This window comes from Blautia sp. HCP28S3_G10, from assembly GCF_052065235.1.
GTDB lineage: Bacteria > Bacillota > Clostridia > Lachnospirales > Lachnospiraceae > Blautia_A.
In genome coordinates this window covers 22,183-40,061 of sequence record NZ_JBQHUL010000002.1, presented here as the reverse complement: position 1 = coordinate 40,061, position 17,879 = coordinate 22,183, and the positions used below count along the sequence as shown (strand labels likewise).

Below are 17,879 nucleotides of genomic sequence, written 5' to 3'. Positions count from 1 at the left end.
TATATGTGGACAATCCTGAATTCATGCGAAAAAACCTCCCACAGATTTAACTGTGGAAGGTTTCCATTGCAATCCCTGTTCCAAGCATGCACCAGAATACCGGTGAGACTGCAAGGTTGGAATCATTCATTATTCCCATTAGCAAAAATCCTGTCACCCCAAGGAAAATCCCCAGTGAAAGCCATCTGCTTTCACTGTTTTCCCTTTGGCGAACATTTTTTATGAAACAGATCACATATCTGCCCCAGAAAATCAACAGGCAGATCAGCGAAAACACACCTGTCTGCAATGCACTCTGGAGGTACATGCTGTGTGCCTTCGTCGGCAGCTGCTGATACATTCCAAGACCTGTGTTTGCTTTCATCACATAATCTGTCTGTGGAAATTCCACCACAAAAGTATCCGGCCCGCTTCCCCACAGAAAATGTTTCAGAAGCAGGGGAATCGTCCTGCCCCAGATGTAGCCACGCCCTGAAAGCGCTTTTTCATGGCCTTTCAGAACAGCCTGTACTGTTTCTATTGCATCATCTTTTCCGTACTGATTTATATATACAAAATGATCTGAGCCCATTTCCTTATAGAAATTCCAGCTGATATCAGCATATTTAAGAATCAGATACTGCGTATCCTCCTGCTCATATGCATCAAATTCCAGATCTTCGTAATCTGTTCCTTTGAAGTCGAAACACTGTTTCTCTGAGTTCCAGGAAGCTGTCTTTTTATCCCCGTTACTTTCTTTTGCAGTAAGAGTCATTCCCCATTCTGTCATTTCAGGAATAACTTTCAGGCTCTTTCCTTTGTACTCAAGCGTCAGACCCTCTCTGTCAGCTTCCATTGCTTCCAGATCATAGCTTTCTTTCTGAAAAATTGCTCCAAATGCTCCCGATATTGCGTGATCATTCGCAAAATCATATCCAAAGATCAGAACCTGGGCTGCGATCACAGCCACGCCTGCACATATCCATCTCTTCTTCCTGTCAGACTTATTCTGATTTTTGTCCGGAAAGATACATACTGCCACCAGAATCAGAACTCCCAGAACGATAAAACCTGTCCGTGATCCACTTCCCCAGAGACATATCATTAGAATCCCTGAAAGAACCAGCAGAAGTGTTTTCTGTATTTTATTACGGATAATTGCCGCCAGTGCAAGAAGTACGGGAAAAATCATCACCACATATACGCCAGCATAGTTAGGTGTGTATAACGCCATATATACAGAAGAATCTCCTGCAAAATTAAATCGCAGAGCCTCTTTTACCGATGGATCAAATCCTGCGGTAAACAGTGACTTTCCAGCCTCCGAACTAAAGAAATCATGACCGGACATCTGCGTAATTCCCAGAATCCCCTGCAAAAGTGCTCCCACGGCTAATGCTGTCAGGAGGATTTTTACGTCATTTATGGATTCCACAACCTGCATACAGTAAAAAACAGCCACCAGATATCCCAGAAGAACCCACAGAGATTCATACTGCTGCCACATTCCTTTCAGCGAAAGTGTTTTATCCACCGAAAGTATCGTTGACAGCACTGTTAATCCACCATAAAGTGCCAGTGGCATACACATTTTCAGACTCCTGAAAGGTATTCTCCGGATCAGCCATCTGTCTGTAAGCATTACAAGCATCCAGCCTGCCAAGATCAGAAATATGATTTCTTTCCAGTACATAAAAAAGTCATACTGAAAACCGCCGTCTGGAAACCATGAATAATTATCCAATGATATTTCAACTTCCTGCCCCTTCGCAACCAGCGGAAGAAGTGCCAGTGTAAAAATAATCGGAAGAAGGTCGGCCCGGAGCAGTTTCTTTTTCCTTTTCATAAAATATTTTCTCCTTCGTATCATGAAACTGTTACTGTGAACATCTGTCACAAAACTGGTTTAATTATACAGTTCCTGCCTGATTCTGTCCATATACGAAAATATGGCCTTCCTCCACAGAATGAAGGAAAGCCATATCGGATTGCACGTTATTTTACTTTGATCTTGAACTTCACGGATTTCTTTCCGGATTTGATCGTGATCGTTGCTGTACCTTTCTTCTTCGCTGTGATCACTCCTTTTGAGTTTACAGCTGCAACTTTCTTGTTAGATGAAGTAAAGGTAACTTTCTGCTTGCTTGTCAGCGGTGCAACAGTAGCCACAAGTGACAGTTTTGCTTTTGCTTTCAGGTTGACTTTCTTCGCAGCTTTCTTTCCTGTTGCTTTGTTCAGTACCTGGATCGCAGTAGTTGTCACTGCTTTTTTCTGTACTTTCACCTTGACACTGACAGTCAGGCCACTCTGCAGTTTCGCTGTAACAGTTGCCTTTCCTGCTTTCTTTCCTTTGATCTTGCCCTTGGAAGAAACGGACAGGATTTTCGCCTTGTCTGTACTCCAGGAAACAACTCTGTCACCTTTTGCCAGTCCGTCAGCTTTTATCTGGAAGGACTGTTTTACTTTCAGTGGAAGTGTCTTGTTTGTCGGAACATTCAGAGTAACAGTTGCTTTCAGTTTCGCAATCTTTCTTGTTTCCTTTGCTCCGCCGCAGACTGTACACTTACGTTCCTGTATACCTTCTGCCACTGCTGTTGCTTCTTTTGTTGTAGCCCAGCCACTTAAAGTATGTCTGCCTGTTGCCGGGATTGAAGCCGTGCTCTTCACATCATGACAGTATTCACACTCTTCCTGCTTACTTCCTGCTGCTGTACAGGTTGGATTTTTGACTGTAACCCATTTGTAGCTGTGGGCATTTGAATCCACATCAATCGGCTGTGTATATTCATCAGCACAGATCTTGCAGACTTTTTTCATCTGGCCCGGCTCAATGCAGGTTGCAGGTTTGATAACTGTTGCTTTGTAGTTATGATTTCCATATGTACATTTTCCCGGTACAAGGACATAATCGCTTAAGGAAGTTACCACAAATGTAATTGTTCCGTCTGCGTTTGCAGTGCAATTCATGGTTTCCTGTCCATTACCTTTAATATGAACAAGTTTCAGTTCACGTTTCTGGTATTTTTCAGGAACAGGCATTGTGATCTGAATCGGTGCTGCAGGCTGTACATCTTCTTTTCCTTCGACTACCTTTCCATCATTATTCATATCTACGATAGAAAGACTGATATCCAGTGCAAGAACATCTTTACCCAGATTTTCATATTTATTTGCAGATTCTGTTACAGAAAGTTTTGCTGCCAGCTGCTGATTTTCGTCTGCCGCTTTTGCTTCTTTGGCAGCTGTAAGAGCTGCGCCTTTTACTGTAACAGTTCCAACTTCAGACTTAACTTCTGTTTCAGCAACTTTTTCATTTGCTTTCACTACAAGATCTTCAACTTTTTCTACAGTTTCCATCGCATTGTCATCTTTGACCAGCTCTTCGTTACTGATCTCTGTGATTGTGTCAACTGCGCTGTCAATCTTAATCTTGTCTTCATCTGTAATCTTATCCGGTTCTGTCGGAATATTTTCCAGATCCTTCTTAACCTCTTCAATCTTCTCAGATACCGCTGGTGTTGGGGTTGCTGTCGGAACTGGTGTTGCTGTTGGTTCCGGCGTTGGCGTTGCTGTCGGAACTGGCGTTGCTGTTGGTTCCGGTGTTGCGGTTGGTTCCGGCGTTGGTGTTGCTGTTGGAACTGGTGTTGCTGTCGGAACTGGCGTTGCTGTCGGAACTGGTGTTGCTGTTGGTTCCGGTGTTGGCGTTGCTGTCGGAACTGGCGTTGCTGTCGGTTCCGGTGTTGCTGTTGCTGTCGGAACTGGTGTTGGTGTTGCTGTCGGAGCTGGCGTTGCTGTCGGAACTGGCGTTGCTGTCGGTTCCGGTGTTGCTGTTGGTTCCGGCGTTGCTGTCGGTTCCGGTGTTGCTGTTGCTGTCGGAACTGGTGTTGGTGTTGCTGTCGGAGCTGGCGTTGCGGTCGGAACTGGCGTTGCCGTTGGTTCTGGCGTTGCTGTCGGAACTGGCGTTGCGGTCGGAGCTGGCGTTGCGGTCGGTTCCGGTGTTGCCGTTGGTTCCGGTGTCGGTGTTGCTGTCGGTTCTGGCGTTGCTGTCGGTTCCGGTGTTGCTGTTGGTTTTTCATATTTTTTGATAAGTACTGTCGGTGTCGGTTCGGATCTGAATACATGGAAGTGTACATAATAGGTTTTTCCTGCTTCCATGTAGTAGCGATCTCCATATACCCAGCCTTCATCATCAGCATTATCGCTTCCAATTTCTCCACTGATATAGCAGTAATCAGAATCTATAACATATGAAGCACTTTCATCTGCTGTTACTTTTACAGTAACTGTGTCACCTTTTACTGCATTCAGTTCAGTCTTCTCACCAATTCTGATCTGCGGTACATCATCTCTGGAAGCTGCATCAAGTTCAAAGGATACCTGATATCTTCCAAGATTTACATATGCACGGCATTTGCCATTGCTGAGCCATTTTACTCCGCCATGATGCAGAAATCTTCCGTCACTGTCTGCTTTTCCATAGGTAACTGTTTCTGTGGAACCATCTGTATAAGATGCTTCTACCTGCATTCCCTTAAGGGAAATTGCATTCACATCGTTAGGAAGACATGTAGTCTGTTCCGGTGCTTTTACCAGTTTGAGGCCTTTCAGAGTTTTCGCTACTTTCTTAACAATAAACGTTGCAGTTGTTTCATCCAGATCATCTTCTCTTCCTGCATTAACGATATATTTCTGTCCTGCTTTCAGATATACAGAAAAAGTAGTTTCTCCTTCCTGCCAGCTGGATTCCAGAGATTTTTCCCGCAGACGTCCATCTTCTATTTTTCCGCATTCTGAAATACCTGTATGATTTGCGCCGTCATTTTCCTGATTAAGAGTACAGATATATTCTCCATCTTCTTCAGGGGTAAAGATATAATACTGCTCATGTTTCGTAATCTGGTATTCTTTGCCTAATGAGAATTTATCAAAGGAACCCAGTCCCGGGACAGAAAGAGACTCTGTAATCCTGTTGTAATCGCCATTTCTGTCCTGTCTGTAGCATAAGGTAACATTATAGGTGAGATTTTCAGCAAACATATCTTTTTCTGCATAATCTGCGTCAAAGTAAAATTCATTTCCATATTCGTCTGTCTGGAACCAGTCTTCTGTTCCTGTTGCATAAGTTGTGTTATCTGTATAAGTAATTACAGCATTATAATAACTTTTTATGCGGTCGAACACAGTAAGATCCTTATTCTCAGCATCAGGATCTCTTACAAGTTTAAAACTCTGAATATCTTTTTTAATGGCTTTGTGGAAATAGAGATAAATAGTTCCTGAATTCTCTGCATAAAACAATCTCGGATAATATGTATACGTCTTACCGGCCTTCAATGTATATTCAAGGTTAAACTGATGTTCATCATCCTCATCATAGACACCATCTTCTGCAATCGTTTTACCATCACATTTTAATGTTACACTGGTAGAGTAATGTTCTCCATTTGGCAGAGACTCAATAATATATTCTCCATCTTCCTCAGGTGTGAAAGTACACGGTATCTCTTCTCCTTTGTAAGCAATCAGCTTTTTCATTCCGTCAGTAAGTTCAAGAGAAGTTATTTCTTCCGGTTTTTTGATTTCCTCTTCTGCTTCCCGAACTATTTTAAATCTTCCATCATTCAATGCGGAAACATGTACCAGACAGGTTTCACCTGCTTCCAAACGGATACCATAGTCATAACTTGCTTCGTATTCATTCTCTCCGTCTCTGTAGAAACCAACACCAATGTTACTGTTTACGTTCTCGATCTGCCATGTATAAGTTCCTGCTTCACCTGCTGTAAAATAATAATACTGTCCTTTCTGTTTTACCTCTACATCTGTCCATGTATCTTCCTTAAGTTCCGGAAGTGCTTTCAGATTTTCAAATTTCTTCGCAGTGATCGTTGTTGCTGTTGTCGGAAGCTCTGACATTTCAACTGCAACTGCACTTCCTGTCTGTATACTTGCACTGAGATATGGTGTTACAGTATAAGTACCTGCTGAAAGAGGTTCGTAATATCCATCATAATCAATATTATTTCCATCACTGTCTTTCAGGTTATAATGCAGGTAATATCCATCTACCTCCTGCGGTCCGCGCACTGTTCTTGTATTTCCGTCATAGCTGACCTCTGTCTGCATATCGCTTTCGTTAAAGTAATCCACACCTGCGATGTAGTTTTTCTTTAATGCAGTAGCTGTCAGGCCCGCCGGTCTGGTAATAAGAGATACACTTACTTCAAGTTCCGGGCAGTACTCATCTGCCTGAACATAGATGTAATAAGTAGTACCCTGTTCCATATTTACATAAGTACAGTTACTTTCCACTACAGAGTTTCTAGGTCTGTATCCCTCCCCTACAGTTCTGATCTTGATGTTTGTGAGAGGTATATTGAAGCCCAGTTCATAACGTCCGGTTGCTTCTGCTGTATATTTCAGGACCAGTTTATCCTGATTGGTCACAGATGTAGCTTCATCTGTTTTCAGATCTCCCTTAACAAGATCTCCTGCTGAAATCACATGTACAGGAATATCATCCGCATAAACACCACCGAAAGATACCTTGTATACATATTTACCTGCCGGGATATCATCAGTCAAATCAATATAATTATCTTCTTCATCTTTCGTCGGATCTACAAGCTTTGTATTAAGGTAATTATCATAGTCATCACAACCATAATCTCTGCCAATTTCTATTGTCTTTCCATCATCATATTTAACTTCTACAAGCAGCTTACTGATATCTATTCCCATATGCTCGATGAAAGTCATGTCAGCAGGTTCAATTGTTTTTACTGTTACCGATTCAACTTCCGGCTTCTTGGAAATATTAATAGTTAATTCATCTTCTGGTTTGCTGTTCTCCCAGCACACATAATACGTACCGACCTGCAGTCTGGCTCCCCAGTCTCCCCAGAATTCGTTGTCTTCATCAACTTCCGGATCAATAATCTTTCCTTCAGAAACATAACGCCATCTCTGCCTATAGTAATTCTCATTGTTTTCCTGACTGAACCTGTACTCTCCTGCCTTTGAGACTACCAATTTATACCAGTTTTTCTGGTTATTGTTCCAGTCACCTGGTTTTACTGTGTTTTTTTCACCAACCTTAAGTTCCTGAAAACCGGCCTTATCGGCAGAAATCACATTTAAAGTTATAGTGTTACTGGTGATTGTAGTATCTGTTTCTCCTTCTTCTGCACCAGGATCTGTATAGGTAAAATTCACCGTATAAGTTCCTATTGGAAGTTTCTGTACTTCTTTTTCTGCTTCGCCGTCTTCAGACACATCTGACTCTTCTGTATCCCATTTAAACTCACTTCCATCAGAACCATAGATATGTGTATAAATACCGTTTCCGAAATCATCACTCAGAATCTGTCCGAGATATGGAGTGGTTGTTTTTGTTACAGCAGTCTCACCTGTACCATAGGTAATGGCAAGTTTCTCATATCCAAACGGTGAATCAGCTATTGTTGAATCAAAGCCTTCTACAAGTGTAATTTCATCCTGGGTAAACTGCAGACCTGAAATATCCTGACCCTCTTCAATAGTCACATCCCATTCATGCGTTATTACAGTTCTGTCATTCTCTTCATCATAGAAGTATTTTGTTCCCCGGAATCCGAAATAATAAGTTGCTTTTTCTTCCAGTTCACATGAACAGTATTCGCTTCCAGACGGATATAACTCTTCAACACCTGTATCCGTCTTCTTATATATTTTAAAATTGCTGACTGGTCCGATCCGATATTTCGCTGTACTGGAAGGTGTAAATGTATACCAGATATATTGGTAGTTGTCTGAACTTTTTATATGGTTTGAACCCACATTAAGTTCTGTGAGATTCTCCGGCATTACAGCTGAAACAGTACAATCAGAATCTTCATTCACTAACATACCATTAGCATAAACATTTACCTTATACTTTCCAACTGTTGGTAATATCCCACCATAACCATATGTATTATTATTTTCATTAAATGTCTGGGGTTCAAAATAATAATAAAAATTATTTCCATAGGAATCCATGATGCTTCCGCATTTATCTTCAAAAGTAAATGTCTGCGCTTCCAGCTCATTTCCATAATTCACAGTCAGCTCCAGCCCTGGTAAATAACAGTACTCTAATCCAGCCAGGAAGGCTGTTTTTTCTACCTGATTCATATTTACCTGTACAGAAGAAATTTCAGGCAAAAAAGTAATCGTAACTTTTGTTGCAGTTGAATCAGCCTCTAAATCTGGTCTGAAATAATAAGTTATATCTTTTTCAAGTTGATAAACGCTTGACGAGCCATACACGCAGCTGAACTCACCTGGTTTATTTTCGGCTGCCAACGTACTGCCAACGCTGTATCCTTCTTCCGCTATATACGATTCAACCTTATAATTTCCAGATTTTTCAGGTGTAAAACTGAAAACTTCACCCTTTACAAGACTGCATTCTGTTTCGCCAGAATTCATCGTTCCCTGGTACCCAGACAGATTTTTCGGATGAACTACATTGATTTCTGTACTGTCACTTTGGACATTACCATTACTGAAAACCAGTTCATATGTTCCAGGATTCTGCCTTCCCCAGAAATCCAAATTCTGAAGTTGATTGTCAATCAGCCAGTAAGCAGAAAAAGAATGGCCGTAAGAATCCTCAAATGTAGCTCCTAAATTCCCTTCTTCATCAAACTGTTTCACATACGATTCTGAACCATCATTATAGTTAACAGTTACAGTAGCGCCATTGAATATTTCCGCAACATAATCAAATCCTGCTGTTATTTCTGTTGTATTCAGATTCTCTACAGTAATAGATTCGACATTGCTTTCTTCAGAACCATTTCCGTTTTCATCTCCGACTGCGACAATGTCAGTTTCCTCACCATCGCCAAGGTCAGGTTCTGCCTCATCTTCAGATACAATTTCTGTCTCTTCCGTTTCGTTGTTTTCCACAGTCACTTCACTGTCTGTTTCATCATCGGCAGTCACTTCCGGCTCTGCCGTTTCCTGTGCTGTGACAGTTTCTTCTGAGGTATCTTCACCTGTCACATTCACAGCTGCGTCTTCGGCTGCCTGTGGCTCTATTTCTGTTTCCACTTCTGCAGCTTCAGATGAAAAATCTGCTCCGCTTACTGCAAGTGCCGAGCTGTCCACGCTTGTAACAGTCAGGGCAACAGCCAGCAAAAGAGCCAGTCTTTTTCTCTTCATACACGCTTCCTCCTTTTTATGATAAATATACAAAATAAGTATACCTCTCTATAACGTCATTTCGCAATAAAAATGTCAAAAAAATCAGGTCAGAAAAATTTTCCAACCTGATTTAAATATTATTTCATGTTAAAATTATTTGTTACAATTTACGGAATCTCTATATCCATGTGTTCCCAGCTGATCTCGAGAGGTGTTCTGGACCATACGGCTCCGCTGTATCCTTTTTCCAGCTCCAGCATAAGATATGACCCTTTGTCCATAGAAATCGTGCGGAGGTCTTTTGAAAGGCCCTCTCCTGTCCATTTGATGTAAGCTTCTCTCAGTACCCACTGTGCAAAAAACGCCTTCTCCGGTTCATCGCTTTCCAGGATTTCTCTTATCATATCTGGTGGAACCATACGTTCCAGCATGCGCTCATAATTTACTTTTTTATGTTCCTGTATATCGATTCCAACTTCCTGTCCTGTGATAATACACATTACATATTTGCCTGAGTGGCTGATATTGTAATGAATCTTTGGCTGCAAAGTCAGAAACGGCTTGCCATGTTCCCCTCTTGCTCTGGGTTCAAAAGCCAGCTTCATGCCAAATTCTTTGTACAGGCCTGCTGCAAGAAGTTTTTCCCCTGTCATGTGTTCCATGTTTTTGTGCACGTATTTTTCCGGAATCTCTGTAAAATAAATAACCGCCTTCATACTCCTGCCTCCTTTAAGAATCGGGAGGGTTCCCGTTTCTTTTCATACTGCTGTCTCACGTAACACAGAGTAAGTATCTTTCTGGCACGGGTCATTCCCACATAAAAGAGCCGCCGTTCTTCTTCGACCGCAGGTTCCAGAACCGCTTTTTTGTAAGGCATGCTGCCCTCATTTACATTGAGAATATAAACCTTGTCAAACTCCAGCCCCTTCACACCATGGAGTGTGGATATCAGAACGCCCTCCCGTTCCTGCTCCTGTTTTTTGGCCTGCTCTTCCAGTTTATGTGTATATTCTTCTATGTATTTCTCCCATTCTTCCAGACTGTCCATTCCCTTTGTACTTTCGGTAAGTCTGTCCAGAATCTCACTTAACTCTTCTGGTTTTATTTTACGATATTCTGCATATTCATGCAAGTATTCTTCGTATCCCATGCCCTTTCTGATAAAATTTATCGCAGCATAAGGAGAAAGTCCTTTCAGTATCTTCAGATGCGTTTCCAGCGTTGTTATCCGATCGCACATCCAGTCCTTATCCTTATAAAAATCACGTAGTACATCGAAAGAAATTTCAGTCATCGGAAGGGCATCTCTTGCGATATACCTGTTCGGACGATTCATGATCTCAAGGAAGTTTTTCCGGCTTGTATCCCCTTTTGCAAACCGCATGTATGCAAGCATATTTCTGCATATCCAGTGATGAAAAAGATTGGGAAGTTTTTCTTTCATATAGAATGGAACCTGTCGTTCCATCAAAGCCCCGACCAGACCTTCTGCCTCCTGATTGGTACGGAGAAGGATTGCCGTATCTTTCAGGTCTTCGCTCTTTTCCATACGTTCTCTCAGTTCAGAAACCACATTCAGATATTCTTCCCTGGGATTTTGAAATTCCCGGACAGAAATCCTGTTCCCGGTCTCATTCGGGGTGCTCAGTTTTTTCTGGAAGCGTTTTTTGTTTTCTCCTATCACTTTCATGGCTGAACTTAAAATTCTGCTGCTGCAGCGGTAATTCACATCCAGCAGAACAGTCTCCGCCTCCGGATAATCTTTTGTAAAATTCAGCATGATCTCCGGCCTTGCACCACGGAAATGATAAATCGACTGGTCATCGTCTCCCACAATGAACAGATTATTCTGCGGCTCTGCCAGCATACGTACAATATCATACTGAAGCTGGTTGATATCCTGGAACTCATCGACCAAAATGTACTGAAATTTATTCTGCCAGGCAGCCAGAATGTCTTTTCTTTTGTCAAAAAGTTCATAGCAGTAAAGAAGCATATCATCAAAATCCAGTTTACGCTTTTCCTGGCATGTTTTACGGTATCCCTGATATATCTGCCGAAAAACCTCATCCGGACAACAGGAAGAATAATAATGTTCCAGAGAAATCCTGTTTCCTTTTACTACACTGATCTCTTTGGCGATTTCTTCTGTAAAATCGCCTTCTTCTGCCAGATCTCCGCCATAATTCAGTGTCAGCTCCCTTAAAATCCCTGATTTTTCTTCTTCCGAAAGAATATTTGCGGCAGTAAATCCATAGGCATGTTTCAGGATTCCATAAAATACCCCGTGAAAGGTCCCGAAAGTTACCTGCGTATGCTGCTGTCCTGTAAAAGTAAGGAAACGTTCTTTCATTTCTTTTGCCGCTGCCCTTGAAAAAGTCACAACAAGAACAGAGGAAGGCGGTATCTTCCCCTCACTGGTCATATATGCAGTTCTTTCTACTATTACGGAAGTTTTCCCCGAACCGGGGCCTGCCAGAACCATCATCGGTCCTGACAGGTGGGCGATTGCCCGTTTCTGAGATGGATTACGTTTCATATTGTTCCGATCTTGAAATAAATCAGCTGAGTTTCTCGATAGCTGCTTTTACACGCTTAATTGTTTCTTCCCTGCCAATAATCTCCATAATCTCAGTTGCACCGGCAGGTGTCATCTGTTTGCCGGAAACAGCTGTACGAAGCGGCCACATAACATATCCGTTCTTGTATCCTTTTTCTTTGACAAATGCGCTTAAGGATGCAAACAGCGGATCATTTGTATAATCTTCCTGGGCTTCCAGTACAGGAAGTACTTCTTTCAGTACCTGAAGAGATGTTTCTTCATTTGTTTTCATTTTCTTGTGGCAGTACATTGCAGAATCATATTCCGGAACTTCTTCAAAGAAATCGATCAGTGCCGGGATATCCGGAAATGTTTCAATTCTTGTCTGAACCATACCTGCGATCTTATGGAAATCATATTCTTTCTTGAGAACTTCCTTCATATATGGAAGAGCTCTCTCATAGAATGCTTCCGGATCCATTTTTTTAATGTACTCACCGTTCATCCAGCGAAGCTTTGTAATGTCAAATACTGCCGGAGATTTGCTGATATGATGATAGTCAAATGCTTTTACAAGTTCCGGCAGGGAAAAGATCTCGCAGTTGTCCTGTGGGCTCCATCCGAGAAGAGCAACAAAGTTTACAACTGCTTCTGTAACAAATCCCTGATTGATCAGATCTTCATAGGAAGAATGTCCTGAACGTTTGGACAGTTTCTGATGTTCTTCGTTTGTGATCAGCGGACAGTGTACATAAACCGGGATTTCCCAACCGAATGCTTCATAAATACGGTTATATTTCGGTGCGGAAGAAAGATATTCGTTTCCTCTTACTACATGAGTGATTCCCATAAGGTGGTCATCTACTACATTTGCAAAGTTGTAAGTAGGATATCCGTCAGATTTAATAAGGATCAGGTCTTCCATTTCTTCGTTGTTTACAGTGATATCTCCATAAATAACATCATGGAAAGTAGTTGTTCCTTTTGTAGGCATGTTGAAACGGATAACATGCGGTTCCCCTGCTGCCAGACGTCTCTCTACTTCTTCTTTCGGAAGATGCAGACATCTCTTGTCATAGATAGAAATTTCCTTGCCTGCAACTACACGTTTCATGGATTCCAGTTCTTCCGGTCCACAGAAACAGTAATAAGCATCTCCCTGCTCGATAAGCTGTTCTGCATATTTCAGATAAAGGCCTGATGCCTGTCTCTCACTCTGTACATACGGGCCGACACCACCGTCTTTGTCCGGTCCTTCATCATGAAGAAGTCCTGTTTTTTCCAGTGTACGGTAAATAATATCTACTGCGCCTTCCATATAACGTTCCTGGTCTGTATCTTCGATTCTGAGGATAAAATCTCCATCTTCGTGTTTTGCAATCAGATATGCATACAGAGCTGTACGCAGATTTCCTACGTGCATACGTCCTGTAGGACTTGGTGCAAATCTTGTTCTGATCTTAGTCATTTCTCTCCATCCTTTCAGTTATTACAGTCTGTTCTTATTATAACCAAAAATATTCCCTGAGACAAGTCTGCCTCAGGGAGTTTTTGGTTTCGCTACAATTTCTTATGCTTCGATTCCTCTGCCTTTAAGGTATTCGATAACATCTCCTACTGTTGCCAGTTCGGTAAGTTCCTCGGCAGGTATCTCAATATTGTACTCATCCTCCAGAGCCATTACCAGCTCAAAAAGGTCAAGGGAATCTGCTCCCAGATCATCTTTGAAAGAGGTATCTGCTGTAATTTCGTTTTCATCACAGCTCAACTGTTCTGCGATCATTTTTCTCATTTCTTCTAACATTGCGTTTTCTCCTTTATCAAGCATGTTTCGTGTCGCTGTTCTCCCATGAACAGACTATGTTCGCCACTACTTTGATGTGGAAAGTATATATTCTGGCAAAACATTTGTCAATAGATTTTGTGTTATTTCACAGAAGCCTTTCGGACTCCTGAAATTTAATCTGCCTTGCCACACTTAATGCAAGTCCCATTTCTGCCATAAGGAACAAAATGGACGTTCCTCCATAACTGACAAAAGGAAGGGTAACACCTGTGTTTGGCATCAGATTTACCACAACTGCAATATTAAAAATAACCTGCAATGCAATATGTATAAAGATTCCTGTAACCATCAGTGACCCGAACATGTCCGGTGCATTCTGTGCGATAAAGAACAGCCTGTACAGAAGATATGCAAACAGCAAAAGCAGGATAACTCCTCCAACGATTCCCAGCTCCTCACATACAATTGAAAAGATCATATCGTTCTGCGCTTCCGGAACACTTCCCAGTTTCTGGATACTGTTTCCTAACCCTCTTCCAAGAAGCCCTCCTGAACCGATCGCATACAATGCCTGTATGGTCTGATAACCGTCACCGGAAGCATAATCCTCCGGATGAAGCCATACCAGGATACGGCGCAGACGGAAATTGGAACTCGTTTCCATAGAAGAACTCAGCACCCGTACAAAAATAATAATCATCATAATTCCCACTCCTGCAATAATGAGAAATGGTTTTGTCTGCGGATGTGCCACAAAAATAAGCCCTGCTGTAATACAGAAGATAATGATAGCCGTACTCAGGTTATCTGTGAACACATAGGCAAAAAGTGCAAGTGCTCCACCCATTCCTGCCAGTGTCATACAGCCTTTCAGTGTACGTACCTTTTTTCCCATATTAACGATCATATATGACAGGCAGACAATTACGGCGATCTTCGCGATCTCTGACGGCTGGAAAGAAAGCGGACCGAGGTTCAGCCACCGTCTTGCACCGTTTGCACTTCGTCCAAGCGGAGTCTTTACCAGTATCATGAGCACTGCAGCCGCTCCATAAAGCACACCCGTGAATTTTGTGAGAATATGATAGTCCACTTCTGATATTGCAAGAGCTGCCACAATACATGCCAGACTGATCGCAGCCTGTTTTTTGAAATAATACATATCATCGCCATAATTCAGTTCAGCCATATAGGAACTTGTACTGTACAGCATAATGAGTCCGAAACACGTCAGCAGAATAATAACAGCCAAAAGACTGTAATCATAATAATCTGCCTTACGTTTCCTGTGGGATGAACTGCTGGTCGCAGCAGGTATCAGTGGTTTTCTCTGCTGTTTTGTTTTTGCCATTCAATCACCTGAAACTTTCTGTAAAAATGTTTTCATAATTGGAATAAATTATAACAGAATAAAGTTTTGTCTGCAAGGTTTTGAAGACACAAAAAGAGGCGGTACTCTGCGTACCGCCCCGTTACTGTTATCTCATAAAAATCATCAGTTTTTATCATCATCAATAGATGCTGTTTCGATCACAAACTTGACATTTCCATCCATATCGTCTGTCTTTCCACTGTAGGAAGTGTAAGTGTTATTGTCTGCGCAGAGTGCATCCAGACGATCCAGAACATCCTGAAGATCATTGTCAACTACGTCCTGAATCTTCTTGATTCCGTCATCGTTGAATTCTTTTGTTCCGTCTGCCAGTTTCTTGGCGCCGTCTGCCAGAGTTCCGATTCCGTCTTTGACCTGTTTGCTGCCGCTTGTAAGTGTTCCCACACCACTTGACAGCTGCTGAGTTCCAGATACGAGCTGGCCTGCTCCGCTTCTCAGTGCACCACTGTTGGAAGAAAGTTTCTTGGCTCCGCCTGCAAGCTGGCTTGTCGCTTTCTTGATCTTGGAAGTACCTGATTTAACCTGCTTGGTTGCTTTATCCAGGCTGTTAGCTCCACTTGTAAGAGTTTTTCCTGAACTTGTAAGCTGGTCAGCTCCACTTGTAAGGTCTTTGTTATAGGACTGAAGTTTTGTTGCACCTTCTACCAGCTGTTTTGCTGATGCTGTAGCTTCTGCGTATCCTGCTGTCAGTGCCTGTGAACCTGCTGTCAGTTCTGCTGCACCGTCTGTGAGTTTTTTCAGTTTCTCTGCACTGAGCATCTCACTTACCTGTTTTGTGAGATCATCTACACCGGTGTTAACTTCCGTTGCACCTTCTGTGATCTTTTTTACCAGTGCCTGTGTATCCTTAGAAAGGAAGCCATCTGCAGCTGCTGTTAATCCTTTGCTATAACCATCGTCAATCTGATCCAGACTTGTTGCCAGCTGATTTACTGTTGTTTTTATTGTAGCAAGCGGATCCTGTGCATCTCCCGCTGCATTAATGTCTTCCAGACCTTCCTGAACCTGCGCAAGCCCCTGCTGAAGCTGCTGTACCGCACCGCTGTTTGCTGCCGCATTCTGTGCGCTCTGTGCACTTACTGCATCTGCTGCTGCCTGAACCTGGGCTGCCTGATCAGAGAGTCCTGAAACAGCACCTGCATGTGCCTGCAGATTTCCAACTCCGCCCTGAGCTGTTGCAACACCACCGGAAATAGCTCCGATCGCACTCTGAACTGCGCTCTGTACTGCTGCTGCCTGTGCCTCGTCCATTCCTGATGTATCGATTCCGTTCAGGATATCAATTGCAGAACTTGCCTGGGAAAGTCCGCCGGAAATTGTATCTGCATCTCCCTGAAGTGCAGCACCTGTTCCTGCTGCTGCGCTTACTGCGCTGGCTGCTGAAGAAATCTGAGTTGCAACAGAACCGTCTGTTGCTGCGGAGATAGAGGAAGCTGCTGCCTGTGCTGTTGCAAGGCCGCTTGCTACAGTATCCGCGCCTTCTGTTGTTCCACCTGTTGAACCATTTAAAGAAGCATTCAGCTGATCAAGACCTTTACGAACCTGGCTGACTTTTCCTGCGTAATCCTTTGTTGAAGTTGCAAAATTGCCTGTTTTTGTTTCCATGCTTGTTGCAAAGTCAGAAGCTCCGGCTGCAAACTTCTTGATCTCTCCGACCTTTGTCGGAAGTGCTTTCTGCAGATCAGCCGCCTTTGTTGCTGTTTCTGTCAGTTCTGTTGCAGCATCATTGATCCCTGTTACTGCATCTCCAATTCCACTGATCAGCTCACCGATTCCGTCTACATATTTCTGGATTCCCTGGCCAAGTGTTGTTGCGCCCTGTACATAAGTCTTCACGCCACCTGCAAGTGTGGTTGTTCCTGTTACGTAGGATTTCACACCCGATGTCAGAGTATTTACACCGTTATTATATTTCTTAAGTGCATCTGTCAGTGTACCAACACCCGAAGTATACTGAGTCACACCGGAAGCAAGTGTGTCTGCTCCTGCTGTATAAGAGGCAATACCACTGTTCAGAGATGCTACACCTGTATTCAGTGTGCTTACTCCACTGGACAGTGTTCCCACACCATCATCAAACTCTGCGTATTTTTCATTCAGTGTATCTGCTCCATCTGACAGTTCCTGAGATCCGTCTACCAGTTCAGTTGCCGCATCTGTCAGTTTCTTGACAGAATCCTTCAGATCATCCAGTCCGTCAATATCATCTGTATCAATAGAATCCAGCATATCAGTCAGTGCAAAAGTAAATGTTGAACTCATGCTGAAATCAGTAACATCAGCTTCCATGGTAAATCCTTTCGGAATATCAACATCAATATCTTTATCAATACTCTTCAGCTCCAGGCTGTCTGCTAAACCCGGAAGTCCGACACCGATTGCAATATTTCTCTTTCCATCTGAAAGGACTTTTCCATTATCAACAGTAACATTTGTAAAGTTATCCACAGGAAGGATCATTGCAGTTGCCATTACAAACGGCGCATACATGTCTTCTGTTTTGTTGCCGACTTTTGTTTTATTTTTTACATTATTCGTGTAATTTACTTCTATTTTAAGATGTCCACTCTTTCCAGCAAGATCATCTGCACTTACCTGAACACCGTCCATATAATATTTAATGCTCATAGATACCGGAAGTTCTTTGTCGGAAGTTCCCTGATAATATATATCTTTGTCATCTGTATTCCATGTAAGATTACTGCCATCCTGACTGAATGTTTCATCACCTTTGACATTTTTGATATCTTTCAGATCTGATGTATCTGAAAGATCACCTGCTGATGCGGAGTTCTTCAGCCAGTCAGATACTGTGATTTCTTCCGGTGTTCCGTCAGCTGCCGCATTTACATATACAGTCTCTTCTTTGGAGATACCGCTGTCCGCTGCCATTACCGGGCTTACTGCCATTACAGCCGCCATTCCGGCTGCTACAGAAGCTGCCACTGCTTTTTTTCTGTTTCTGTTCATTTTATACGACTCCTTTTCTGCCATTCGGCTTCATAAAA

General features: G+C 42.6%; 8 protein-coding genes. All 8 read right to left on the bottom strand.

Annotation, left to right across the window (positions count from 1 at the left end):
* Positions 1-46: 46 nt before the first annotated feature.
* Positions 47-1,825, bottom strand: coding sequence for an O-antigen ligase family protein (locus ACTNB8_RS01395; protein WP_441051663.1), 1,779 nt, complete (start codon positions 1,823-1,825; stop codon positions 47-49).
* Between the two features lie 149 nt (positions 1,826-1,974).
* Positions 1,975-9,168 carry an Ig-like domain-containing protein gene (locus ACTNB8_RS01390; RefSeq protein ID WP_441051662.1) on the bottom strand — a complete coding sequence of 2,398 codons (7,194 nt, stop codon included), beginning with the start codon at positions 9,166-9,168 and terminating at the stop codon, positions 1,975-1,977.
* Positions 9,169-9,317: 149 nt separating this feature from the next.
* Positions 9,318-9,866 carry a 4'-phosphopantetheinyl transferase family protein gene (locus ACTNB8_RS01385; protein WP_441051660.1) on the bottom strand — a complete coding sequence of 183 codons (549 nt, stop codon included), beginning with the start codon at positions 9,864-9,866 and terminating at the stop codon, positions 9,318-9,320.
* A complete protein-coding gene (locus tag ACTNB8_RS01380; RefSeq protein ID WP_441051658.1) occupies positions 9,863-11,689 on the bottom strand; it encodes an ATP-dependent helicase in 1,827 nt (608 codons plus the stop codon). The genes ACTNB8_RS01385 and ACTNB8_RS01380 overlap by 4 nt, the downstream gene beginning before the upstream one ends.
* Positions 11,690-11,711: 22 nt before the next feature.
* Positions 11,712-13,160, bottom strand: a complete 1,449-nt coding sequence (gene gltX, locus ACTNB8_RS01375) for a glutamate--tRNA ligase (RefSeq protein WP_441051656.1) — start codon at positions 13,158-13,160, stop codon at positions 11,712-11,714.
* Between the two features lie 102 nt (positions 13,161-13,262).
* A complete protein-coding gene (acpP, locus tag ACTNB8_RS01370) occupies positions 13,263-13,496 on the bottom strand; it encodes an acyl carrier protein (protein ID WP_296157077.1) in 234 nt (77 codons plus the stop codon).
* A gap of 127 nt (positions 13,497-13,623) precedes the next feature.
* Entirely contained in the window at positions 13,624-14,829 is a 1,206-nt protein-coding gene (locus tag ACTNB8_RS01365) for an FtsW/RodA/SpoVE family cell cycle protein (protein WP_441051654.1), read from the bottom strand.
* Positions 14,830-14,973: 144 nt separating this feature from the next.
* Positions 14,974-17,841, bottom strand: coding sequence for a hypothetical protein (locus ACTNB8_RS01360; RefSeq protein ID WP_441051652.1), 2,868 nt, complete (start codon positions 17,839-17,841; stop codon positions 14,974-14,976).
* Positions 17,842-17,879 lie beyond the last annotated feature (38 nt).

Coding starts and splice junctions, on each gene's coding strand:
- ACTNB8_RS01395 (WP_441051663.1), bottom strand. CDS start 1,825: ATGAAAAGGAAAAAGAAACTGCTCCGGGCCGACCTTCTTCCGATTATT.
- ACTNB8_RS01390 (WP_441051662.1), bottom strand. CDS start 9,168: ATGAAGAGAAAAAGACTGGCTCTTTTGCTGGCTGTTGCCCTGACTGTT.
- ACTNB8_RS01385 (WP_441051660.1), bottom strand. CDS start 9,866: ATGAAGGCGGTTATTTATTTTACAGAGATTCCGGAAAAATACGTGCAC.
- ACTNB8_RS01380 (WP_441051658.1), bottom strand. CDS start 11,689: ATGAAACGTAATCCATCTCAGAAACGGGCAATCGCCCACCTGTCAGGA.
- gltX (WP_441051656.1), bottom strand. CDS start 13,160: ATGACTAAGATCAGAACAAGATTTGCACCAAGTCCTACAGGACGTATG.
- acpP (WP_296157077.1), bottom strand. CDS start 13,496: ATGTTAGAAGAAATGAGAAAAATGATCGCAGAACAGTTGAGCTGTGAT.
- ACTNB8_RS01365 (WP_441051654.1), bottom strand. CDS start 14,829: ATGGCAAAAACAAAACAGCAGAGAAAACCACTGATACCTGCTGCGACC.
- ACTNB8_RS01360 (WP_441051652.1), bottom strand. CDS start 17,841: ATGAACAGAAACAGAAAAAAAGCAGTGGCAGCTTCTGTAGCAGCCGGA.